Origin of the sequence: Pseudomonas sp. PHC1 (assembly GCF_046487845.1) — a bacterium.
Classification (GTDB): Bacteria; Pseudomonadota; Gammaproteobacteria; order Pseudomonadales; family Pseudomonadaceae; genus Aquipseudomonas; species Aquipseudomonas sputi.
The window spans coordinates 24,686-47,620 of sequence record NZ_JBJXHJ010000021.1; the positions used below are offsets into that span (position 1 = coordinate 24,686).

Below are 22,935 nucleotides of genomic sequence, written 5' to 3' on the forward strand. Positions count from 1 at the left end.
GAGATGATCGAACCCGGCATTTACAAAGACGTCATGAGTTCGTTTCCGTCCGGGGTCACGGTGGTCACCACCCTCGACCCGGATGGCGGCATCGTCGGCATCACCGCCAGCGCCTTCAGTGCACTGTCGATTGACCCGGCGCTCGTGCTGTTCTGCCCCAACTACGCCTCCGACACCTACCCGGTGCTGCGCGACAGCAAGCGTTTCGCGATCCATTTGCTGTCCGCCGACCAGACCGCCGAGGCCTACGCGTTCGCCGGCAAAGGCAAGGACAAGGCCAACGGCATCGACTGGCACTTGAGCGAGCTCGGTAACCCGATCCTCGCCAAGGCCACGGCGATCATCGAGTGCGAACTGTGGCGCGAGTACGATGGCGGCGACCACGCGATCATCGTCGGCGCGGTGAAGAACCTGATCCTGCCGGCGCAACCGGTCACGCCGATGATCTATCACAAGGGCAAGCTCGGGCCGTTGCCGACCCTGGCCTGAAAGATTCACACAAATCTCACAAGGGAATTGCGGTGACTGGAGGATTTATGAGTAACGAGAAGTATGAAAAGGGCCTGAAGATCCGTACCCAGGTACTGGGCGAAGCCTATGTGCAGCGCTCGATCGAGAACGCCGACGACTTCACCCGCCCGCTGCAGGAAATGGTCACCGAATACTGCTGGGGCCACGTCTGGGGACGTGAAGGCCTGTCGCTCAAGGAGCGCAGCATGATCAACCTGGCGATGATCTCGGCGCTCAACCGTCCGCACGAACTGAAACTGCATGTGCGCGGCGCCTTGCGTAACGGCCTGAGTCGTGAGCAAATACGCGAAATTCTGCTTCAGGTCGGTATTTATTGCGGCGTCCCGGCAGCCGTGGACAGTTTCCGGCTCGCCCGTGAAGCCTTCGCCGAAGCCGACGCCGAGGCCTCCAGTTAACCCCTCGGCTGTTTTGATGCCCGTCTGGCATGGACAGCCACCTTAAAGAGCGGACCCCATGAAACGCCTGCCACTCGACGACAGCTTCAAGGTCAATCGCAACCCGGTCACCCTGCGCGAAATCGTGCTGGATAAACTGCGAAGCGCCATCATGAACTTCCAGCTGCTGCCCGGCGATCGCCTGGTGGAGCGCGATCTGTGCGATCGCCTGGGTGTGAGCCGTACGTCGGTGCGTGAAGCCTTGCGTCACCTGGAATCCGAAGGTCTGGTGGAGTTCGCCGACGCCAAGGGCCCGCGTGTAGCGATCATCACCCTCGCCGATGCCGTCGACATCTATGAACTGCGCTGTGTGCTCGAAGGCCTGATCGTCCAGCTGTTCACCCTGCGCGCCAAGGCCAAGGACATCAAGGCCCTGGAAAAAGCCCTCGACGAGAACCGCAAGGCGCTCAAGGACGGCGAGTTGCAACAGGTGATCGACTCGGTGCAGGGTTTCTACGACGTATTGCTGGAAGGTTCGGGCAACCATGTCGCCGCCACGCAGCTGCGTCAGTTGCAGGCACGCATCAGCTACCTGCGCGCGACCTCGGTGTCACAGGAAAACCGTCGCGGCGCGAGCAACCAGGAAATGGAAAAAATGGTCGAGGCGATCAAGAGCGGTGATCCGCTCGCGGCGCATCAGGCGTGCGTCGATCACGTTCGCGCTGCGGCTGCCGTGGCCCTCGACTACCTCAAGCGCAAGCAGGAAGAGACCGGCGCCACACCGCCGATCACCCTGCCCATCGCGCTGAAAGAACCGCGCATAGGTCACTGACATGTTCAGCCCGAGCTTTTGCCCGAAATGCGGTGGCGCTGACCTCGGTCAGCAGGTGCCGCCGGGCGATACGCACGAGCGCCTGATGTGCCGCGGCTGCGGCTACATCCACTACGTAAACCCGAAAATCATCGCCGGCTGCATCATCGAGCAGGACGGCAAATACCTCCTGTGCCAACGGGCGATCCCACCTCGCCCCGGCACCTGGACCCTGCCAGCGGGTTTCATGGAAAGCGGCGAGACCACCGAACAGGCCGCCCTGCGCGAAGTCTGGGAAGAAAGCGGCGTACGCGCGGAAATCGTCTCGCCGTACTCGATCTTCAGCGTGCCAAAGATCAGCGAGGTCTACATCATCTTCCGCGCCCTCGCGCTGGAAATCACCGGCCAGTACGGCCCGGAAACCCTCGCCTGCAAATTCTTCGCCCCCGAAGATATCCCGTGGGAGCAGATCTACTACCCGGCGATCCGGCAGATCCTCGAACGCTACATCGAGGAACGCCAGGCCGGGGTGTATGGCATGTACATGGGGAATGATGACAGCGGCAAGATTCATTTCATGCGTTGATCAGCCGTCACTTGCAGGAAATACAGAGTCCGGCCCGATTCCTCGGTAAATTGGTGCTCAGTCCGGCATCGCACGAATGATATCCGCCAGATCATCTTTGGTGATTTCATTGGCTTTGAGAGCAGCGGAGATATCTTTTTTGGACAGAGGGAAACGCTTGAAAATGTCTTTCAAGGTATCGGCATCAATATTGGCCAGCCAAAGAGGATCGATAAAAGAACCGCCATATTCAGGCTTCATTGGGACCTCTTCGTGGGCAATGGCACCTTTGTGATTCAGATACACCACATAACGATCGTGCCCTTCAGGAAAGCTTTTATCGTGATATAGCGTTGTTCCCATCGGCAGGACATAGTAATTGTCATCGCCACCTTGCCCTTCGATCAGCAGGGGTTCTGTGGTTTTAACCCTCTCCAGATCGCGTCCCTTCGTACTGTTCCCAAAAATCAGAAAAGCCAGAAAGATCGCATTTACAAATAAAGCCGCCACTATCCAGAGGCTTACTCGCCAACCTGCAAACATTCCTTTTTTCATCGTGCGCATCAAACTCCCTAAAGCACATCGTGTAAAACCGCAGGCAGAAAAGTCCGTCCGGCGGACGATTTCCTGATCCAGAAAAATATCAAAAGATCGCGGCCACGTTCGATTCTGTAGTTCCCGCGGGTTTACAGGCAAGCCGTTACGGAGCCATCCCTTCAACGATGACGATCTCCGCCCTCGCCCACTCCTCGCGAAAACTCTTCGCCTCCTGATACGCCGCCGAGCGGTAGCACGCCACCGCCTGCTCATAACTGTCGAATTCAATCACCACGCTGCGCTGCGGCGTCGCCCGTCCTTCCATTGCTTCGCTGCGCCCGCCTCTGGCCAAAAACCTCGCGCCGAATTCGGCGAACGCTTTCGGCGCGCGCTGGGTGTATTGGCTGTAGTGATCGGGATCGGTGATGTCCACGTGTGCAATCCAGTACGCCTTCATAGTGACCTCTTGGTTGAATTTGTATTATGGTATACCACGAATTTCATCCACATCGAGAGTCCAGCATGGCCTTCAACAGCATCGAAGAAATCATCGAAGATTATCGTCTTGGCAAAATGGTGTTGCTGGTCGATGACGAGGATCGGGAAAACGAAGGTGACCTGCTGCTGGCCGCCGACCGTTGCACGCCCGAGGCAATCAGTTTCATGGCCCGTGAGGCTCGCGGTCTGATTTGTCTGACGTTGACTGACGATCATTGCCAGCGTCTCGGGCTGGAGCAGATGGTGCCGAGCAATGGCAGCGTGTTCAGCACCGCGTTCACGGTTTCCATCGAAGCGGCGGTCGGCGTGACTACCGGCATTTCCGCAGCCGATCGCGCTTGCACCGTTGCCGCCGCCGTGGCGCCGAACGCTCGCGCAGAAGACCTGGTGCAGCCCGGCCACATCTTCCCGCTGCGCGCCAAGGAAGGTGGCGTGCTGACCCGCGCCGGTCACACCGAGGCCGGTTGTGATCTGGCGCGGCTGGCCGGGTTCACGCCCGCCTCGGTGATCGTCGAGGTGATGAACGACGACGGCACCATGGCCCGCCGTCCGGATCTGGAAGTCTTCGCGCGCAAGCACGGAATCAAGATCGGCACCATCGCCGACCTGATCCACTATCGCCTGAGTACCGAACACACCATCGAGCGCATCGGCGAACGGGAGCTGCCGACGGTGCATGGCACGTTTCGTCTGATCACTTTTGAAGACCGCATCGAGGGCGGCGTGCACATGGCGATGGTCATGGGCGAGCTGCGCCGTGAGGATCCGACGCTGGTGCGCGTGCATGTGATCGATCCGCTGCGCGATCTGGTCGGCGCCGAGTACAGCGGGCCGACGAACTGGACGTTGTGGGCAGCGCTGCAACGGGTCGCGGCCGAAGGGCATGGCGTTGTGGTGGTGCTGGCCAATCATGAGTCTTCCCAGGCGTTGCTGGAGCGCATTCCGCAACTGACACAGCCGCCCCGGCAGTTCAGTCGCTCGCAATCGCGGATCTATTCGGAGGTCGGCACCGGGGCGCAGATTCTGCAGAACCTGGGCGTCGGCAAGCTGCGTCACCTGGGGCCGCCGCTGAAATATGCCGGTTTGACCGGCTACGATCTGGAAGTAGTCGAGAGCATTCCGTTCACCGAATAACCCCGTTTGCCAGATAGCCGGTACGGCAAAGTGCTTGCACAAAGTTTGGAATACCATAATATGATATTCCATAGACCGGACGACTTGAAAAACCGTCCAGCTACTGCTCCCGACAGGCGGGCAACAACGCAAGCCCGCTCAAAAACACAACAATGAGGGCGTAAAAATGGTGTTGAACAAAGCTGCAACCGCGATTTTTTTTGCGGGACTGCTGAGCGTGACCGGTCAGGCCGCGATGGCCGCCGAGAGTGTGAACTTTGTCAGCTGGGGCGGTAGCACCCAGGATGCGCAGAAACAGGCCTGGGCCGATCCGTTCAGCAAGGCCAGCGGCATCACCGTCGTGCAGGACGGCCCGACCGACTACGGCAAACTCAAGGCCATGGTCGAAAGCGGCAACGTGCAATGGGACGTGGTCGATGTCGAAGCCGACTTCGCCCTGCGCGCCGCCGCCGAAGGCCTGCTCGAACCCCTCGATTTCAAACAGATCCAGCGCGACAAGATCGACCCGCGTTTCGTCAGCGACTACGGCGTCGGTTCGTTCTTCTTCTCCTTCGTCCTCGGCTACAACGAGGGCAAGCTCGGCGCCAACAAGCCGCAGGACTGGAGCGCGCTGTTCGACACCAAGACCTTCCCCGGCAAACGCGCTCTCTATAAATGGCCGAGCCCCGGCGTGCTTGAACTGGCCCTGCTCGCCGACGGCGTCGCAGCCGACAAGCTCTACCCGCTGGATCTGGATCGCGCCTTCAAGAAACTCGACACCATCAAAAAAGACATCGTCTGGTGGGGCGGCGGCGCGCAGTCGCAGCAACTGCTGGCCTCCGGTGAAGCGAGCATGGGCCAGTTCTGGAACGGCCGGATTCACGCCCTGCAGGAAGACGGCGCGCCGGTCGGCGTGAGCTGGAAACAGAACCTGGTCATGGCCGACATTCTGGTGGTGCCAAAGGGCGCGAAAAACAAGGACGCGGCGATGAAGTTCCTGGCCAGCGCCAGCAGCGCGAAGGGCCAGGCCGACTTCTCCAACCTGACCGCCTACGCCCCGGTCAATGTCGACAGCGTGGCGCGTCTGGACTCGACGCTGGCCCCGAACCTGCCGACTGCCTACGCTAAGGATCAGATCACTCTTGATTTCGCGTACTGGGCCAAGAACGGCCCGGCCATCGCGACACGGTGGAACGAATGGCTGGTCAAATGAAAATGGCGGCCACCGCGTCCCGTCCCTCCACGGCCACCGGGAGCGCCGCGAGCGCTGCCGGCCTGGCTGAAGGAAAAAAGGCGAGTGCCATGGCGCAAGCCCCGTCCCTCAAGCAACGCTGGCGCGGCGCCGGCAATCTCGCGCCGGCGCTGCTGTTCCTCGGCCTGTTCTTTCTCGCCCCGCTGATTGGTTTGTTGCTGCGCGGCGTGCTGGAGCCGGTGCCGGGCCTCGGCAACTATGAACAACTGTTCGCCAACTCGGCCTACGCCCGGGTGCTGTTCAACACCTTTTCGGTGGCGGGACTGGTGACGGTATTCAGTCTGTTGCTGGGCTTTCCGCTGGCCTGGGCGATCACTCTGGTGCCGCGCGGCTGGGGCCGCTGGATCCTCAACATCGTACTGCTCTCGATGTGGACCAGCCTGCTCGCCCGCACCTATTCGTGGCTGGTGCTGTTGCAGGCTTCGGGTGTCATCAACAAGGCCTTGATGGCCATGGGCATCATCGATCAACCGCTGGAAATGGTGCACAACCTGACCGGCGTGGTGATCGGCATGAGCTACATCATGATCCCGTTCATCGTGCTGCCGTTGCAGGCGACCATGCAGGCCATCGACCCGATGATCCTGCAGGCCGGTTCGATCTGTGGCGCGAGCCCGTGGACCAACTTCTTCCGGGTGTTCCTGCCGCTGTGCCGGCCGGGGCTGGCGTCCGGCGGGCTGATGGTGTTCGTGATGTCGCTCGGTTACTACGTCACCCCGGCGCTGCTGGGCGGAGCGCAGAACATGATGCTGCCGGAATTCATCATTCAGCAGGTGCAGTCGTTCCTCAACTGGGGCCTGGCCAGCGCCGGCGCCGCGTTGCTGATCGTCATCACGCTGGTGCTGTTCTACATCTACCTGAAGCTGCAGCCGGAATCCCCGGTTGGCGCCAGTCACGCGAGGTAAGCCGAGATGCTCCTGACGCCCAATGCCATGAGTCGCCGGATGCGCTTCGGCCTGTATTTCACCACCGGGCTGATCGGTCTGTTCCTGCTGTTGCCGATCGTGTTCATCGTCCTGTTGTCGTTCGGTTCGTCCCAGTGGCTGGTGTTCCCGCCACCGGGCTGGACGCTGAAATGGTACGTGCAGTTTTTCTCCAATGCCGACTGGATGAGCGCAGCGCTGGCCAGCCTCAAGGTCGCGGTGCTGACCACGATCTGCGCCGTCGCCCTCGGATTGCCGACGGCCTTTGCGCTGGTGCGCGGACGCTTCCCCGGCCGGGAAATGCTCTACGGCCTGTTCACCCTGCCGATGATCGTGCCGCTGGTGATCATCGCCGTGGCGGTGTATGCGCTGTTCCTCAAGCTCGGCTACACCGGGACGATGTTCGCCTTCGTCGTCAGCCATGTGATCGTCGCGCTGCCGTTCACCATCATCTCGATCATCAACTCGCTGAAGCTGTTCGATCAGTCGATTGAAGACGCGGCGGTGATCTGCGGAGCGTCACGCGTGCAGGCGGTGTTCAAGGTGACCTTCCCGGCGATTCGTCCGGGGATGGTGGCCGGCGCCCTCTTCGCCTTCCTGGTTTCGTGGGACGAAGTGGTCCTCAGCGTGATGATGGCCAGCCCGACCCTGCAAACCCTTCCCGTGAAAATGTGGACCACCCTGCGCCAGGACCTGACGCCCGTGATTGCCGTCGCCTCGACGCTGCTGATCGGCCTGTCGGTATTGGTCATGGTGATCGCCGCCGCCCTGCGCCGGCGCAACGAAATCCGCGCCTGAGCGCCCAGGAGTACGACATGAGTGCCGTGATCAAAGACGCATCCCAGCAGAACGACAAACCCCTGGTCAGCCTGCGCAACCTGAACAAGCACTACGGCGATTTCGCCGCCGTGGACAACATCTCGCTGGACATCAAGGACGGCGAATTCCTGACCTTTCTCGGCTCCAGCGGCTCGGGCAAAAGCACCACGCTGTCGATGCTCGCCGGCTTCGAAACCCCGAGCAGCGGCGAGATCCTGGTCAACGGCCAGTCGCTGGTGAACGTGCCGCCGCACAAGCGCGACATCGGCATGGTGTTCCAGCGTTATTCGCTGTTCCCGCATCTGTCGGTGCGTGACAACATCGCGTTCCCGCTGGCGATCCGCAAACTCGCTGCGGCCGAACGGGACAAACGGGTCGATGCGATGCTGAAACTGGTGCAGCTCGAACAGTTCGCCCATCGCCGCCCTTCACAACTGTCCGGCGGCCAACAGCAACGGGTCGCCATTGCGCGGGCGCTGGTTTACGAGCCACGCATTCTGCTGATGGATGAACCCCTCGGCGCACTGGACAAGAAACTGCGTGAAGACTTGCAGGACGAACTGCGCCAGCTGCACCGTCGCCTCGGCATCACCATCGTCTACGTGACCCACGACCAGGAAGAAGCCATGCGCCTGTCCCAGCGCATCGCGATTTTCAGCCACGGCCAGATTGTCGGGCTCGGCAGCGGTTATGACCTGTACCAGAATCCGCCGAATGCGTTTGTCGCGTCGTTCCTCGGCAACTCGAATTTCCTCAAGCTCAAGGCACAAGGCAACGCGGCGGCGAGTTTTGAGGGGCAGTCGCTGTCGATCCGCCTGACTGCCGGATTGCAGACCGGGCAGGACGTGCTGCTGATGGTGCGCCCGGAAAAGGCGTTGGCGCTGAGCGTGCAGCAAGCGATCGATGAACCGTTGGCGGCGGGCTGGAACGAGGTGTCGGCGAAGGTGGTCGAGGTGCTGTTTCTGGGTGAGAGCCAGACGTGCAGTGTGGTGACGTCAGGCGGGACTTCGATGACGGTGAAGGCGTTGTCGGCGGCGGGTATGCCGTTGAAGGCCGGGGATCCGGTTCGGGTGCGCTGGGCGACGGCGGATGCCTGCGTCTACACCGAATGGGCCGAGAGTGATTTGAACAAAGCTGCCGGCGCTCACTGAAAACGCGTCATTTGTTAAATCCTGCCCCCGCCCTCTCTCTCCGGGAGAGGGCGGGAGTGAGGGCCAGCAGGCGACTCGGACTACCTGATCGGCGCAAACCCATCAATTTCGTCGGGCCAGGCCGTCAACACTTCAAACCCGTCTTCTGTCACCGCCACCATGTGCTCCCACTGCGCCGACAACGACTGATCCTTGGTCACCACCGTCCAGCCATCCGCCAGGCTCTTCACATGCCGCTTGCCGGCATTGAGCATCGGTTCGATGGTGAAGATCATCCCCGCCTTCAGCTTCAGCCCCTGCTGCGGATAACCGTAATGCAGCACCTGCGGCTCATCGTGATAAACCTTGCCGATCCCGTGACCGCAGTACTCGCGCACCACGCTGAAGCCCTCCTTCTCCGCCAGGCTCTGAATCGCATGGCCGATGTCGCCCAACGTGGCACCCGGCCGCACGACGCGGATACCGGCACACATGGCGTCATAAGTGGTCTTGATCAGGTGTCGCGCCTCGGGCGTCGGTTCACCGACCACGTACATGCGGCTGGTGTCGCCGAACCAGCCGTCCTTGATTACCGCGATATCGAGGTTGACGATGTCGCCGTCCTTCAGCACGCGCTTCGACGGAATACCATGGCAGACCACTTCGTTGACCGACGCGCAAACGGTCTTCGGGAAGCCGTGATAGCCAACGTTGGCTGGAATCGCCTTCTGCACGTTGACGATGTAGTGGTTGCACAACTGGTCGAGCTGATCGGTGGTGACCCCGGCCTTGACGTGCGGCACCAGCATCGCCAGCACCTCGGCGGCCAGTCTTCCGGCCTCGCGGGATTGGGCGATTTCGGCCTGGGTGTTGATCTTGATCGGGTTTCTCATGCCTTGTCCGCCTCTTTGACCGAGGCGTTCTGCGCGGCATCCGCCAGTGCGCAGACGTGTTGCAGATCCAGACCGCCCGACTGCTCGGCGCGAATCAGCAATCGGCAAATGGCGTGGTGATCAAGGTCGGGATACAGCTCGGCGAGCATGCCGATGCGCATCCAGTGTTCGGCCTGCGCGTTGATCGAGCGGCTGAGTGCGTTGCTGGAGATGCGCAGATTCTCGTGCATGTCCTCTGAAATCTTTACGATGCCCATGGCAATATCCGATACGAAGTGTATATGGATCGTATATTAATCGTGCATCGTCCGGGATTGCAAACGTTGCGTGCCCGGTAAATCGCGGGCAAAAAAAAGCTGCCCGGCATCTGAGATTGGTATGACGTGACTTTGCGGCGGTGTGCATTTCACATTCTGACGAGCAATCAATCAGCATTTTTCGCTGCAAGATTTTTACTACCGGATCAAGCGCTTCGTAACGCTGAAGACGCCCTTTCAATACTCGATGACGCCTGCGTATAAACCCCTGCAAATCACTGCCTGCCCCTCGCTGATTTCGTTCTATCGTTAGATCGAAATGGCAGTGTTTCCGGCCGTTTAAAGGTTGCGACAGCTCAGGTCTGAGCCTATGTTGCACGCGTGCTTTTTCCCCGCGAATGGAACGCGATCAACACCACAAAGAGGTGAAGAGATGTCAAAGGATTCACGCCCTGCCGTACTTGGGCTGATCGGCAATACACCGCTGGTACAAGTCACCCGCTTCGATACCGGCCCCTGCACACTGTTTCTCAAACTCGAATCACAGAACCCCGGCGGCTCGATCAAGGACCGTATCGGTCTGGCCATGATCGACGCTGCTGAACGCGACGGTCGCCTGCAACCCGGTGGCACGATTGTCGAGGCCACCGCCGGCAATACCGGTCTGGGCCTGGCCCTGGTCGGTCGCGCCAAGGGCTACCGGGTGGTGCTGGTGGTGCCGGACAAAATGTCCACCGAAAAAGTCCTGCACCTCAAGGCCATGGGCGCCGAAGTGCACATCACCCGCTCCGATGTCGGCAAGGGTCATCCCGAGTATTACCAGGATGTCGCTGCGCGTCTGGCCAAGGACATTCCCGGCGCCTTCTTCGCCGACCAGTTCAACAACCCCGCCAACCCACTGGCCCACGAGTGCAGCACCGGACCGGAAATCTGGGCCCAGACCGAGCATGACCTGGACGCGATCGTAGTGGGGGTCGGTTCAGCCGGCACGTTGACCGGCCTGACCCGCTTCTTCAAGCGCGTGCAACCGGATCTGGAAATGGTCCTGGCCGATCCGGTCGGTTCGGTGATGGCTGAATACAGCCGCAGCCAGCATCTCGGCACCGCAGGTTCGTGGGCGGTGGAAGGCATCGGCGAGGACTTCATTCCGTCGATCACCGACCTGTCGAGCGTGCGCAGCGCCTACTCGATCAGCGACGAAGAAAGCTTCGATCATGCGCGCCAATTGCTGAAAGCCGAGGGCATTCTCGGCGGTTCGTCCACCGGCACCCTGCTCGCCGCCGCACTGCGTTACTGCCGCGAACAGACCGAGCCGAAACGTGTGGTCAGCTTCGTCTGCGACACCGGCACCCGTTACCTGTCGAAGGTTTACAACGATCAGTGGATGACCGATCAGGGCCTGTTGCAGCGCAAGCGCTACGGCGACCTGCGCGACCTGATTGCCCGACGCTTCGAAGACGGCAAAGTCGTCAGCGTTGGTCCGGACGATACGCTGATGACCGCGTTCCAGCGCATGCGCCTGGCCGACGTTTCACAACTGCCGGTGCTGGTGGATGGCAAACAACTGGTCGGCGTGATCGACGAATCGGACATTCTGGTGCGCGTGCATGAAGATGCCTCGCTCTTCAGCAAAGCGGTCTCCAGCGCGATGACCGACAAGTTGCAAACCCTCGCCCCCGGCGCCACGCTGGCTGAACTGGAAGCCGTGCTCAGCAGCGGCCTGGTGGCCATCATCGCCGACGCATCAGGCTTCCACGGCCTGATCACCCGCGTCGACATGCTCAATCAATTACGGAGATCCCTGGCATGAGCCAGCACGACAAAAACGCCCGTCAACAGGGTTTCGCCACCCGCGTGATCCACGCCGGGCAAACGCCGGACCCGACCACCGGCGCGCTGATGCCGCCGATCTACGCCAACTCCACCTACCTGCAAGACAGCCCCGGCGTGCACAAGGGGTTCGACTACGGTCGTTCGCACAACCCGACGCGTTTTGCCCTGGAGCGCTGCGTGGCGGATCTGGAGGGCGGCACCCAGGCGTTCGCCTTCGCGTCCGGGCTGGCGACGATTTCCACCGTGCTCGAACTGCTCGACGCCGGCTCGCACATCGTCTCCGGCAATGACCTGTACGGCGGCACGTTCCGCCTGTTCGACAAAGTGCGCCAGCGCAGTGCCGGGCATCGGTTCAGCTACGTCGATCTGGCCGATCTGTCGGCCTTCGAAGCGTCGCTGCAGGACGACACGCGCATGGTCATGGTCGAGACCCCGACCAACCCGCTGCTGAGCCTGTCCGACCTCGCCGCCATTGCGCGCATCTGCAAGGCGCGCGGGATCATCTGCGTGGCCGACAACACCTTTGCCAGCCCATGGATTCAGCGTCCTCTGGAACTGGGCTTCGACATCGTGCTGCACTCGACCACCAAGTACCTGAACGGTCACTCCGACGTGATCGGCGGGATCGCGGTAGTGGGCGACAATCCTGCGCTGGCCGAGCGCCTGGGCTTCCTGCAGAACGCCGTCGGCGCCATTTCCGGCCCGTTCGACGCGTTCCTCACCCTGCGCGGCGTGAAGACACTGGCGCTGCGTATGGAGCGTCATTGCAGCAACGCGCTGGAACTGGCGCGCTGGCTGGAGCAACAGCCGCAGGTCAAACACGTCTATTACCCGGGTCTGGAATCGCACCCGCAGCACGCACTGGCCAAGCGGCAGATGCGTGGTTTCGGCGGGATGATTTCCCTGGATCTGAACAGTGATCTGGCGGGCGCCCGGCGCTTCCTGGAGAACGTGCAGATCTTCGCTTTGGCCGAAAGCCTTGGCGGTGTGGAAAGTCTGATCGAGCACCCGGCGATCATGACTCACGCAACCATTCCGGCCGAAACCCGCGCCAAACTTGGCATCGGTGACAGCCTGGTGCGTCTGTCGGTGGGCGTTGAGGACATCGAGGACTTGCGTGCGGACCTGGCGCAGGCGTTGGCCAGTATCTAAAGCCGGAAAACGTCAAAGCCCGCGCGAGGCGGGCTTTGGTATTTGAGTAGGCGGCCAGTGCTGGTCTCTGGCTTACGAGGTTTCTCAGGACTCCCACAGTACAGGCAATGTGCTCTGCTGCTTCACACGGCATAAGGGCTGGAACCCAGCGCGGGGTTCTTTCTAACCGTGTACCCTTCGGAACGCGCCCAACGCTTCCTCGCTATCCGCTTGCGCATCAGTCTGCGTCTTCGCCTACATTCTTGAGCCTAGCAAACACGCGGCATTGCGCTACGCGGTTTTTAGACTGATTGTTTTCTAACGCAGGCCTGCAAGGAAGCTAACCGACTATCGCCTTCACGTCCCTTCGGCCCGCCTCCCGCCAAGGGCGAACTATACTTCTCAGCTCGCTTTGCGGATTTCCTGTAAACCGTCGACACCCGTGCACCTTCCGGTGCCCCCGTGCCACTCACCAATCTGGTTGACCCCGGGCCGACGAGCCTTCCGTCAATGATCGAATGACGGGTAGAGCTCGGTTGCTGTGTGGCTGATGGGGCGTGGAGAACATCATGAAGTACACGCTTTGGCCGGGCCTTGTCCTGGCAGTTGCGGCAACAGTGGCAATGCCCAGTGTCTGGGCTGCGCAGGCACAGGCATTGGCGTCGGATGGGGCGGATCATGTCGGCGCCGGAGCAGTTGCTTCTGACGGCGCGGATCACGTCGGCGCTGGAGCAGTCGCCTCTGACGGCGCGGATCATGTCGGTGCTGGGGCTGTTGCTTCTGATGGCGCGGATCACGTCGGAGCTGGCGCCGTCGCCTCTGACGGTGCCGATCATGTTGGCGCCGGAGCCGTCGCCTCTGATGGCGCGGATCATGTCGGTGCTGGCGCCGTCGCCTCTGACGGTGCCGATCATGTTGGCGCCAGAGCAGTTGCTTCTGATGGGGCGGATCATGTCGGTGCTGGCGCCGTTGCCTCTGACGGTTCCGATCACGTCGGCGCAGGCGCCCTCGCCGCCGATGGCGCAGACAAGGTCGGCGCCAGCCGGCTCGCCTATTCCCGCGCAGGCGTCGGTTCGGATCAGGTGGCTTCCGCCCTCATGAGCGGCAGCTATTCCGACCAGTTCAACAGCCCGCAATAACCGCTATCGGCGCAACCAGCCCACCGCTGGTTGCGCCGCACTAGCACATTTGTGCTAATCGACCACCCCGTTCCCTGGCGTTATATTCCCTCGCAACCCCCGACGCTCCCCAACATTGCCGCTGTGCAGTGCGCGGGATCGTTGTGCCTGGAAAAACAACAACACCAAGGAAGAAACACCATGAAACTGCAGCTCAGCCTCGCCAGAATCTCGATTCTCGGTGCCCTGCTCCTCGGCGCCAGCGGTTGCCAGACCGCCAAACCCACCGAAGACAGCATGCGCGAACGTGCCCAGACCGTCATCGGCCAACCGGTCACCAGGATCGGCAACATCCGCAACGACAGCACGCTGACCTATTACACCGCCTACACCGCCGCTGGCGAATACAACTGCGAGCTGCCCAGCGGCGCGATCATCGCAGTGGCCAGCATGGGCATCATGACGCCTCCGCTGTCCTGCCTGCCCAAAGGCGCATCGCCGATTCCGTACCAGTAATCCGGCGCAGAAAAACCGTTCCAACGCCTCTTCTCATCCGGTAAAGGATTGCGTTCAATCATGAAAACACTCATCGCCACCCTCAGCCTCGCAGCCGTCGTTCTGACCGGTTGCGCCACCCCCAAGCAATGGGAAGCCACCGGCGGCAGCAAGACCGACGGCGTTGTCCAGGTCTCCTATGAACTGGGCCAGTTCGAAAGCGGGCAAACCTCCGCCGCTCAAGGGTTGGCCGCGGCTGAAGGACGTTGCAAGGTCTGGGGCTACAAGAGCGCCGAAGTGTCGGGCTCGGAGAAAAACATCTGCCGCACCATGGGCCAGTACAACTGCCTGCAAACCACCATCACGCAAGACTATCTGTGTAAGCGCTGACCGCTTCGGTCTGCCGGTCGCGCAGCGCACGCAAGGTCGCGCGCAGCTCGGCCGGGCGGACCGGCTTGGACAGAATGGCGATCTGGCGATCGTGCAGGGCCGCCTGAATTTTTTCGATGTCGTGCCCGGTGATGATCATGGCCGGCACCGCATAACCGCGCTGACGGCGAACCTCGTCGATGCATTCGATGCCGGTACTGTGGGAACCGAGGTCATAGTCGGCAACGATGATGTCGCAGTCCGTGACCAGACCCTGCCCGCTCAGTTCAGCCTGCACGACGCAGCCCCAACGCTCGAGCAACGCCGAGGTCGCCAACAGAACGTTGCGATCATCCTCTACCAGACACACCTTCAACCCCGTCAGTAGACCGACCAGACGAGCCTCCTCACGATTGACCGGCACCTGCGGCGGCGCCAGCGGCAGCCCATGCAAGGTCACCGCCGTGCCACGCCCAAGCCGTGAGCGGATCGTGACGTCAACACCGATCAACTGCCCCAGGCGCCGGACAATCGACAGCCCCAGCCCCACGCCTTCAACGTCTTTGTCGCGCAACTGGCGAACCCGATAAAACTCCTCGAACACCTTGGGCAAATGCTCTTCGGCGATGCCGCTGCCCCGGTCATAGATCGCGATGGCCAAACCCGCGCCGCGCTTGCGCACACCAATCAGCACCGGCCGGTGGGCGCCGTATTTGAAGCAGTTGGAAAGCACGTTCTGGACCATGGTTGCCAGCAACGCCGGATCGGTGCGTACCCAATGTTCACAAGGCCGCAGACGCAACTCCACACCTGCCCAGCGTGCGGCTTCGGCATTCTGGCGGATCAGATCCGCCAGCCACTCGCCCAGTTCAAGCGTCTGCAACCGGGGCAGAATCCGCCCGTTATCAAGGGTGTAGAGATCGAGAATCGAGCGAAACAGCTGCGACACGTTGAGCAGCGAACGGTCGATGCTGTCCACCAGCCGCCGCTCTTCCTCGCCCAGCCGTGACTCGCGCAGGCACGCGGTAAACAGACCGATGGAGTGGATCGGCTGGCGCAGGTCATGACTGGCCTGGGCCAGGAAACGTGATTTCTCCAGATTGGCGGCGACCGCTTCTTCAGATGCCTTGCGCGTGCGTTCCAGCAGCAGGTGCGCATACACCGGAATCACCGTGCTGGTGATCATCAGCATCAACACCATGAACGGCTGCGCCTGCCAGTACGGCGTCAACCGATAAACCGCCAGCAGTGCCAGCAACGCCAACACCGTGGCGATCGCCAGGTAGCGCGAGCCGTAGCGCATGCCATTACCGAGATTGACCCAGACCATGACGGCATAGATGGGCAACGCCGCTTCACCGCCGACCACCAGCCCGAAACTGGTGCCGGTGTAATCGTGGAGCATGCCGAAAATCCGCCGCGCCGGATAATGCCCCGGCCAGCGCACGATGGCCTGACGTAGCACGACAGAGGCCAGCAGAAACAGGGCAATGTAGGTGACCACCGGCAGATAAGTATCGAAGCGCTGGCCCGGCAGGAAACCGAGCACGGCCATGTAAACCAACGCAATACTGGCGATGATGATGCGCAGATTGGCCTGATCGAGCTCGGTGTTCTTTTCGAACTTCATGGGGGAACGTCCTTGTGCGGCAGTCGTCATAACGCACGAATCAACAGGCAATGCCTTCGCCCGGTGCTAAGGTGCATGCCGTGAGCAATACTGACCCAGGGAGGGTTACGCCATGGCATGCCGAATCATCATAGCCGACGATCACCCGCTGTTTCGCGAAGCGCTGCTGCGCACCGTCCAGCGTTTGCTGCCCGACGCCCTGATCGAAGAAGCCGGCGACCTCGACAGCGTGCTCGCCCTGCTGCCGTCCGGCGACGAGCCCGACACCTTGATCCTCGACCTGCGCTTTCCCGGCCTGACCTGTGTCAGCCAGCTCGCAGAACTGCGCCGGCGTTTGCCGCGAACCACGCTGATCGTGGTGTCGATGGTCGATGACGAAGCGCTGATCGGCGAGGTCATGGCCGCCGGCATCGATGGTTTTATCGGCAAGAACATCGCCCCCGACGAGATCGGTCAGGCGATCCGCGCGATTCGTGAAGGTGAGGTACTGGTGAAATTCGCCCCGTCCGGCCTGCTGCCGCTGGACACCGGCACCGCCCTCACCCCGCGTCAGCAAGAGGTGCTGCGGCTGATCGCCCAGGGCAAGACCAACAAGGAAATCGCCCGCGAACTGGATATATCGCCGTTCACGGTGCGGATTCATGTGTCGTCGTTGTTGCGGGTGCTCAACGTGCCGTCGCGCGCTGCGGCGGCAGTCAAGTATTCCGGTGCGGGGTAACGCTGGAAGCCGAGATCAAGGATCAACCTGCGCCATCAGTTCAGGCACCGATTCCTGGCGTTTCGCATAGCGTTGCGCCAGCACCGCACAAACCATCAATTGAATCTGATGGAACAGCATCAGCGGCAGAATCAGCACGCCGATGGTGCTCCCAGCGAACAATACCTGCGCCATCGGCACACCGGTGGCCAGGCTTTTCTTCGAGCCGCAGAACAGGATGGTGATGCGATCCTCCTGACTGAAACCGAACGCCCTGCCCAGCAGCGTGGACGCCAACAGCACCAGCGTCAGCAGAATGCAGCAGACCACCACCAGCCCCAGCAGGTCGCTCACCGGAATCTGGTGCCAGATGCCCTCATTCACGGCTTCGCTGAACGCGCCGTAAACCACCAGCAGAATCGAGCCCTGATCGACGAATCTCAGCCAGTTCTTGTTGCGACCGACCCAGGCGCCGATCCAGCGGCGGGCGATCTGGCCGGCAATGAACGGCAGCAGCAATTGCACGCTGATTTTCACGATGGCGTCGAGGGTCGAACCGCCGTCACCGTGAACGTTCAGCAGCAGCGTCACCAGCAGCGGTGTCAGGAAAATCCCGAACAGACTGGACGCCGCCGCGCTGCAGATCGCCGCCGGAATATTGCCCCGCGCCAGCGACGTGAAGGCAATTGCCGATTGCACCGTGGCCGGCAGCGCACACAGGTAAAGCATGCCCATGTACAGCTGATCGCCGATCAATGGCGACAGCAGCGGCTTGAGCGCCAGTCCCAGTAGCGGGAACAGGACAAAGGTCAGGCCGAACACCAGCAAATGCAGGCGCCAGTGGCCGGCGCCGGCGATGATCGATTCCCGCGACAGCTTGGCGCCGTGCAGGAAAAACAGCAGCGCGATGGCGATGTTGGTCAGCCAGCCGAAACCGGTCGCGACCTGGCCGCTGGCGGGCAGGAAGCTGGCCAGCAGCACCACGCCGATCAGGGTCAGGGTGAAGTTGTCGGGCAAAAATCGTGGGCGCGTCATGGTTTGCTCATCCGGGGGTTGCCAGTACGTGGCAGCGACTCTAACGTGACTGGAAATTACCGACTAACGCCGAAGAACCCACAGATGCCGCCAAAAGGACATGACAAAAGCGTCAGACGCAGCATTCCCGGGCTTCCAAGCCTGCCGCGCCCGCTCTACGGGCGCACCGAATCGCTGCCCAATCGCGCGCTGACCCGCCGTCACAGTCATCCGTGGGTGCAGTTGTCCTACGCGATCCAGGGTGTGCTCGAAGTGCAGACCGCCGTCGGTCGCTTCGTTGCGCCGCCCGAGCGGGCGGTGTGGATTCCGGCGGGGGTGCCGCATCGGGTATTCAGTTCGCCGCACACCGAAATGCGCAGCCTGTATATCGATTGCAGCGTCGCCAACTGGGCGCCGGAGCGTTGTCATGTGCTCGGCGTCAGTGATCTTTTGCGTGAGCTGATTCGGGCCTTCAGTCAGATTCCTGTCGAATATGACCAGAGCGGCCCGCACGGGCGTCTGGCTCAGGTGATCCTCGATCAACTGGCCGATGCACAGCCCATCGATCTGATGCTGCCACTGCCGCAGGACAGTCGCTTGCGCCAGATCTACCAGAGTCTGGAGCAACATCCGGAACAGCAGACCACCCTGGCGCACTGGAGCGAAAAATTCGGCGTAACCGAGAAAACGCTGACTCGGCTGTTCCTGCGCGACACCGGTTTGACCTTCCGCACCTGGCGTCAGCGCCTGCGTCTGCTGGGTGCGCTGACGCCGCTGGAACGCGGCGAACGCGTCACCGACGTGGCTTTGGCCTGTGGTTATGACTCGACGTCGGCCTTTATCGCGGCGTTTCGCCAACAGTTCGGCGAGACGCCTGGAGAGTTTTTCCGATGAAATTAACCGATATTTATCGACTTTGTGCATGCCAATGGGTCCATTTCAGGGTAGAGTTTCGTCCATCAAGAATCTTTGACATCTTTCGACGATAACAATGAACAACCACCCTTTAGCGAACCTGTCGGCGGTAACAGCATGATCGAAGTCACTGAAGTTTCCATTGCCCAATTGCGCGCGGCGCTCGAATCCGGCCAGACCACGGCGGTTGAACTGGTGCAGGCCTATCTGGCGCGCATCGACGCCTTTGACGGGCCGGACACCGCCACTGCCCTGAACGCAGTGATCGTGCGCAACCCCGACGCGCTGAAAGAAGCGCAGGCCTCCGATGCCCGCCGTGCCAAAGGCGAAACTCTTGGCCCGCTGGACGGCATCCCCTACACCGCCAAGGACAGCTATCTGGTCAAAGGCCTGACCGCCGCGTCCGGCAGCCCGGCGTTCGCCGATCTGGTGGCCCAGCGCGATGCGTTCACCATCGAGCGCCTGCGTGCGGGCGGCGCTATCTGCCTGGGCAAGACCAACATGCCGCCGATGGCCAATGGCGGAATGCAGCGCGGCGTCTATGGCCGGGCTGAAAGCCCGTATAACGCTGATTATCTGACTGCACCGTTTGCTTCCGGCTCGTCCAACGGTGCCGGCACTGCCACCGCTGCCAGTTTCTCGGCCTTCGGTCTGGCGGAAGAAACCTGGTCGAGCGGTCGCGGCCCGGCGTCGAACAACGGCCTGTGCGCCTACACGCCGTCGCGCGGCGTGATCTCGGTACGCGGCAACTGGCCGCTGACGCCGACCATGGACGTGGTGGTGCCCTACGCCCGTACCATGGCCGACCTGCTGGAAGTCCTCGACGTGGTGGTCGCCGAAGACACCGATCCCCGTGGCGACCTGTGGCGCCTGCAACCCTGGGTGCCGATCCCGAGCGTCGCCTCGGTGCGCCCGGCTTCCTATCTCGATCTGGCGGTGAAAAGTGATGCCCTGGCCGGCAAACGCCTGGGCGTACCGCGCATGTACATCAACGCCGACCCTGAGGCCGGCACCAGCGACGAGCCGGGCATCGGCGGCCCGACCGGGCAACGTATCAACACCCGCGCCTCGGTGATCGATCTGTGGAAACAGGCACGCCAGGCCCTGGAAGCGGCCGGTGCCGAAGTGATCGAAGTGGATTTTCCGCTGGTCTCCAACTGCGAAGGTGATCGTCCGGGCGCGCCGACCGTGTTCAATCGCGGCATCGTCTCCAAAGAGTTCATGCACCATGAACTGTGGGACCTGTCGGCCTGGGCGTTCGATGATTTCCTGCGTGCCAACGGTGATCCGAAACTCAACCGTCTGGCAGACGTCGACGGGCCGAAGATCTTCCCGCACGACCCGGGCACCCTGCCCAACCGTGAAGGCGACCTCGCTGCCGGCATGGACGAATACGTGCGCATGGCCCAGCGTGGCATCACGCCGTGGGATCAGATCCCGACCCTGCCGGACGGCCTGCGCGGCCTGGAGAAAACCCGCAAGCTCGACCTCGAAGACTGGATGGATCGCCTCGGCCTGGATGCCGTGCTGTTCCCGACCAATGCCGACGTGGGCCCGGCCGACGCCGACGTCAACCCGGCCTCGGCGGACATCGCCTGGAGCAACGGCATCTGGGTCGCCAATGGCAACCTCGCGATCCGCCACCTCGGCGTGCCGACCGTCACCGTGCCGATGGGTGTGATGGCGGATATCGGCATGCCGGTCGGGCTGACGTTTGCCGGGCGTGCTTATGACGACTCGGCGCTGTTGCGGCTGGCGGCGGCGTTTGAAGCGACCGGATCAAAGCGTCGAGTCCCGCCTCGTACGCCGGCATTACACATTGAACAGTAAAATATCTATTGGTCGCTGACGCCTCTGAGCTTGAATAATGCCGCAAGGTACTTAACCCAAGAACACTCACCAACGAAAAACACACATCTCTACAAAAAGCGCAACTGTCAAATCTGACAGTTGCGCCATATAAAACAAAACACTAACGTCGAGCTTTAACGGGTAAGCATTTTGCACGCCCATTATATTAAATTCCAACTCGACGAATGGTTGAAAACCTCATGGACAACACCCAATTAATAGCCACTCCTGAACTCGACAAAATCCTCGGAAAGACATCTTCCGGGCAAGAATTCACGTCAAAGGTTTTATACTTCAAGGCAGGTTTTACACCTGCTCATCCAGACATAGGAGAGACATTCGACGCTACCCGATTCCTCTATAAATCCCTGGTTCCCGGCAAAATCAGCGTATTGGGATGGATTGTGTTACCTGATGGAAACAAGAACCAGATCGGGGTCGTTTTTCCCGAAGATACTGCGAATGGCACCCACCCTGTCTCCAATGATACTGATAAAATATATATTGTAGTTTCTGGAGACTTCACAGCCCATATTTCACGTGAAGGCTCCATCACAATCCTCCGCGACCTCGCAAACAAAACCATTGCGGCGGAATTTGAATTCTACATCGTTATCAATGATGTAAAATTCACCATTACAGACGGAAAACTTTACTTGCCAGAAACTCCATAATCGAAAAATCGTTCGAGAGATGCTTTATCAATATTTATAAAGCATCTCGGAAGCTGCTTTACTCATTCATTAAATATGCAGCGGGCTTTTAGTTAAATTTGATTCAGGAATTATCGAGAGAGTGACCTCGCGCTGATTTACATCAATACCTTTTTTCGCTCCCACTCCGCCAATCCCTCCAGCAAATCCGCCGAACGCACAAAGAACAAACGCCCCGTCACCGCCGTACTGAAATCCAGCAGCCGGTCATAGTGGCCGAGATGTGTAAACGGCGCGCCACCCTTCTACGCCGAACTCGCGAAAGTCATGCAAGGACGCCGGTCGCGGACTGCTGAACAGTCGATCCCGCGCGCCGGAAGAAAACCCGCAAAACATCCAACACTTCGTTATTCACGAACAATACCCACGAAATAAACGATTTTTCTTTGTCGGAAGGCTCCTACTAGCATGGCCCCGTCTACCCGAAAAACATAACGACAGGGAGAACGGCATGCACCCCATCAACATCGGCGAACCCTGGATGTGGGTCGCCTTCATCGTTTTTGTCTTCGCCATGCTGGCGATCGATCTGTTCGTACTCGGTGGGCGCAAGGCGCATCGAGTCTCGGTGCGCGAGGCATCCGGCTGGGTGATTGCCTGGTGCATGCTGGCGATGGCTTTCGCCGGATTGCTCTGGTGGTATCTGAACGGCGAATTCGGGCCGGAAATCGCCAAGGTCAAGACCCTGGAATTCCTCACCGGCTACCTGATCGAACAGTCGCTGTCGATCGACAACATGTTCATTTTCGTGATGATCTTCAGCTATTTCGCCGTGCCGTCGGAACTGCAGCGCCGGGTGCTGCTGTACGGCGTACTGGGAGCGATTGTGATGCGCGCGGCGATGATCTTCGCCGGCGTATGGCTGGTGTCGCAGTTCACCTGGCTGCTGTACGTGTTCGGTGTATTCCTGATCATTACCGGGATCAAGATGTTGATGTTCGCCGATCAGCAGCCAGATCTCGAAAGAAATCCGATTGTGCGCTGGGCCCGTGGACATTTACGCATCACCCATAGCTTCCATGGCGAGCGCTTTTTTGTGCGGCAGAACGGTGTGCGCTGGGCCACGCCGATGTTTCTGGTGCTGGTGCTGATCGAGGCCAGTGACTTGATGTTCGCGGTCGACAGCATCCCGGCGATCTTCGCGGTGACCACCGACCCGTTCATCATCTTCACCTCGAACATCTTCGCGATCATGGGCCTGCGGGCGCTGTACTTTTTGCTGGCAGACATGGCCGACCGCTTTCATTTGCTCAAGTACGGTCTGGCGCTGGTGCTGGTGTTCATCGGCGGCAAAATGACGGTGATGCCGTGGTTTCACACGCCGGTGGAGTGGTCGCTGGCGATTGTCGGGGGGCTGATTCTGGCGTCGGTGTTGTTGAGTCTGATCCTGACGAAAGACAAATCGCCTGAAGAGAACCAGGCGAAATAACGGCCGAGGGAGCAAACGCGGTTCGCTCCCTCGCCTT

General features: G+C 60.7%; 25 protein-coding genes. 19 read left to right on the forward strand and 6 right to left on the reverse strand.

Annotated features, from left to right (window positions below; genetic code table 11):
* The first annotated feature begins 3 nt into the window (after positions 1 to 3).
* The 4 genes from ACKJSM_RS22375 to ACKJSM_RS22390 are packed head-to-tail and all read left to right on the forward strand — an operon-like array spanning position 4 to position 2,302.
* The gene (locus ACKJSM_RS22375) at positions 4 to 489 is read left to right on the forward strand and encodes a flavin reductase family protein (protein WP_410238878.1); all 486 of its coding nucleotides are present in this window, start codon (positions 4 to 6) and stop codon (positions 487 to 489) included.
* Positions 490 to 536: 47 nt separating this feature from the next.
* The gene (locus ACKJSM_RS22380) at positions 537 to 926 is read left to right on the forward strand and encodes a carboxymuconolactone decarboxylase family protein (protein WP_007968634.1); all 390 of its coding nucleotides are present in this window, start codon (positions 537 to 539) and stop codon (positions 924 to 926) included.
* A gap of 58 nt (positions 927 to 984) precedes the next feature.
* A complete protein-coding gene (locus ACKJSM_RS22385) occupies positions 985 to 1,737 on the forward strand; it encodes a GntR family transcriptional regulator (protein ID WP_011334614.1) in 753 nt (250 codons plus the stop codon).
* A 1-nt stretch (position 1,738) separates the two neighbouring features.
* Entirely contained in the window at positions 1,739 to 2,302 is a 564-nt protein-coding gene (locus ACKJSM_RS22390; protein WP_007957402.1) for an NUDIX hydrolase, read from the forward strand.
* A 57-nt stretch (positions 2,303 to 2,359) separates the two neighbouring features.
* Here ACKJSM_RS22390 and ACKJSM_RS22395 read toward each other — a convergent pair whose 3' ends face one another.
* Positions 2,360 to 2,845 (reverse strand): hypothetical protein, encoded by a 486-nt coding sequence (locus ACKJSM_RS22395; RefSeq protein WP_410238880.1) that lies wholly within the window; start codon positions 2,843 to 2,845, stop codon positions 2,360 to 2,362.
* 136 nt (positions 2,846 to 2,981) lie between these two features.
* The gene (locus tag ACKJSM_RS22400) at positions 2,982 to 3,275 is read right to left on the reverse strand and encodes a DUF1330 domain-containing protein (protein WP_410238882.1); all 294 of its coding nucleotides are present in this window, start codon (positions 3,273 to 3,275) and stop codon (positions 2,982 to 2,984) included.
* 65 nt (positions 3,276 to 3,340) lie between these two features.
* On the opposite strand from ACKJSM_RS22400, the gene ribBA reads away from it, so the two are divergent.
* The 5 genes from ribBA (at position 3,341) to ACKJSM_RS22425 (ending at position 8,574) form a co-directional block, all read left to right on the forward strand.
* Positions 3,341 to 4,450 (forward strand): bifunctional 3,4-dihydroxy-2-butanone-4-phosphate synthase/GTP cyclohydrolase II, encoded by a 1,110-nt coding sequence (gene ribBA / locus ACKJSM_RS22405; RefSeq protein ID WP_410238883.1) that lies wholly within the window; start codon positions 3,341 to 3,343, stop codon positions 4,448 to 4,450.
* 166 nt (positions 4,451 to 4,616) lie between these two features.
* Entirely contained in the window at positions 4,617 to 5,642 is a 1,026-nt protein-coding gene (locus tag ACKJSM_RS22410; protein WP_210710399.1) for an ABC transporter substrate-binding protein, read from the forward strand.
* Positions 5,639 to 6,586 (forward strand): ABC transporter permease, encoded by a 948-nt coding sequence (locus ACKJSM_RS22415; protein WP_410238954.1) that lies wholly within the window; start codon positions 5,639 to 5,641, stop codon positions 6,584 to 6,586. The genes ACKJSM_RS22410 and ACKJSM_RS22415 overlap by 4 nt, the downstream gene beginning before the upstream one ends.
* A 6-nt stretch (positions 6,587 to 6,592) precedes the next feature.
* Positions 6,593 to 7,402: an ABC transporter permease gene (locus tag ACKJSM_RS22420; protein WP_410238884.1), complete on the forward strand. Its 810-nt coding sequence runs from the start codon at positions 6,593 to 6,595 to the stop codon at positions 7,400 to 7,402.
* Positions 7,403 to 7,419: 17 nt separating this feature from the next.
* Positions 7,420 to 8,574, forward strand: coding sequence for an ABC transporter ATP-binding protein (locus tag ACKJSM_RS22425; RefSeq protein ID WP_410238885.1), 1,155 nt, complete (start codon positions 7,420 to 7,422; stop codon positions 8,572 to 8,574).
* An 80-nt stretch (positions 8,575 to 8,654) separates the two neighbouring features.
* On the opposite strand, the gene map is transcribed toward ACKJSM_RS22425, so the two are convergent.
* Both map and ACKJSM_RS22435 read right to left on the reverse strand, forming a co-directional pair.
* Positions 8,655 to 9,446 (reverse strand): type I methionyl aminopeptidase, encoded by a 792-nt coding sequence (gene map, locus ACKJSM_RS22430; RefSeq protein WP_410238887.1) that lies wholly within the window; start codon positions 9,444 to 9,446, stop codon positions 8,655 to 8,657.
* Positions 9,443 to 9,703 carry a ParD-like family protein gene (locus ACKJSM_RS22435; protein ID WP_236182169.1) on the reverse strand — a complete coding sequence of 87 codons (261 nt, stop codon included), beginning with the start codon at positions 9,701 to 9,703 and terminating at the stop codon, positions 9,443 to 9,445. Before ACKJSM_RS22435 ends, map begins: the two co-directional genes overlap by 4 nt.
* A 433-nt stretch (positions 9,704 to 10,136) precedes the next feature.
* Here ACKJSM_RS22435 and ACKJSM_RS22440 point away from each other — a divergent pair, with 433 nt between their 5' ends.
* The 5 genes from ACKJSM_RS22440 (at position 10,137) to yecR (ending at position 14,670) form a co-directional block, all read left to right on the forward strand.
* Positions 10,137 to 11,513: a pyridoxal-phosphate dependent enzyme gene (locus ACKJSM_RS22440; protein WP_236182168.1), complete on the forward strand. Its 1,377-nt coding sequence runs from the start codon at positions 10,137 to 10,139 to the stop codon at positions 11,511 to 11,513.
* Positions 11,510 to 12,688 carry a cystathionine gamma-synthase gene (locus ACKJSM_RS22445; RefSeq protein WP_236182167.1) on the forward strand — a complete coding sequence of 393 codons (1,179 nt, stop codon included), beginning with the start codon at positions 11,510 to 11,512 and terminating at the stop codon, positions 12,686 to 12,688. Before ACKJSM_RS22440 ends, ACKJSM_RS22445 begins: the two co-directional genes overlap by 4 nt.
* A 657-nt stretch (positions 12,689 to 13,345) precedes the next feature.
* Positions 13,346 to 13,768: a hypothetical protein gene (locus tag ACKJSM_RS22450; RefSeq protein ID WP_410238889.1), complete on the forward strand. Its 423-nt coding sequence runs from the start codon at positions 13,346 to 13,348 to the stop codon at positions 13,766 to 13,768.
* A 218-nt stretch (positions 13,769 to 13,986) separates the two neighbouring features.
* Positions 13,987 to 14,301, forward strand: a complete 315-nt coding sequence (locus ACKJSM_RS22455; protein WP_236182165.1) for a hypothetical protein — start codon at positions 13,987 to 13,989, stop codon at positions 14,299 to 14,301.
* 60 nt (positions 14,302 to 14,361) lie between these two features.
* Positions 14,362 to 14,670 (forward strand): YecR family lipoprotein, encoded by a 309-nt coding sequence (gene yecR, locus ACKJSM_RS22460; RefSeq protein WP_011334629.1) that lies wholly within the window; start codon positions 14,362 to 14,364, stop codon positions 14,668 to 14,670.
* Here the strand turns inward: yecR and ACKJSM_RS22465 are convergent.
* Complete coding sequence (locus tag ACKJSM_RS22465) at positions 14,642 to 16,279, reverse strand: hybrid sensor histidine kinase/response regulator (RefSeq protein WP_410238891.1); 1,638 nt, start codon at positions 16,277 to 16,279, stop codon at positions 14,642 to 14,644. The genes yecR and ACKJSM_RS22465 overlap by 29 nt on opposite strands.
* A 112-nt stretch (positions 16,280 to 16,391) precedes the next feature.
* On the opposite strand from ACKJSM_RS22465, the gene ACKJSM_RS22470 reads away from it, so the two are divergent.
* On the forward strand, positions 16,392 to 16,997 hold the full coding sequence (locus tag ACKJSM_RS22470; RefSeq protein WP_410238892.1) for a LuxR C-terminal-related transcriptional regulator: 606 nt from the start codon (positions 16,392 to 16,394) through the stop codon (positions 16,995 to 16,997).
* A gap of 15 nt (positions 16,998 to 17,012) precedes the next feature.
* On the opposite strand, the gene ACKJSM_RS22475 is transcribed toward ACKJSM_RS22470, so the two are convergent.
* A complete protein-coding gene (locus ACKJSM_RS22475) occupies positions 17,013 to 18,011 on the reverse strand; it encodes a bile acid:sodium symporter family protein (RefSeq protein ID WP_410238894.1) in 999 nt (332 codons plus the stop codon).
* Positions 18,012 to 18,095: 84 nt separating this feature from the next.
* On the opposite strand from ACKJSM_RS22475, the gene ACKJSM_RS22480 reads away from it, so the two are divergent.
* The 4 genes from ACKJSM_RS22480 to ACKJSM_RS22495 all read left to right on the forward strand — a co-directional run bounded on the left by ACKJSM_RS22480 (position 18,096) and on the right by ACKJSM_RS22495 (position 22,898).
* Complete coding sequence (locus ACKJSM_RS22480) at positions 18,096 to 18,884, forward strand: AraC family transcriptional regulator (protein ID WP_236182160.1); 789 nt, start codon at positions 18,096 to 18,098, stop codon at positions 18,882 to 18,884.
* Between the two features lie 138 nt (positions 18,885 to 19,022).
* Entirely contained in the window at positions 19,023 to 20,735 is a 1,713-nt protein-coding gene (locus tag ACKJSM_RS22485; RefSeq protein ID WP_236182159.1) for an amidase, read from the forward strand.
* 221 nt (positions 20,736 to 20,956) lie between these two features.
* Positions 20,957 to 21,430: a hypothetical protein gene (locus ACKJSM_RS22490; protein WP_410238895.1), complete on the forward strand. Its 474-nt coding sequence runs from the start codon at positions 20,957 to 20,959 to the stop codon at positions 21,428 to 21,430.
* 490 nt (positions 21,431 to 21,920) lie between these two features.
* Positions 21,921 to 22,898, forward strand: coding sequence for a TerC family protein (locus tag ACKJSM_RS22495; protein WP_410238896.1), 978 nt, complete (start codon positions 21,921 to 21,923; stop codon positions 22,896 to 22,898).
* Positions 22,899 to 22,935: the final 37 nt, after the last annotated feature.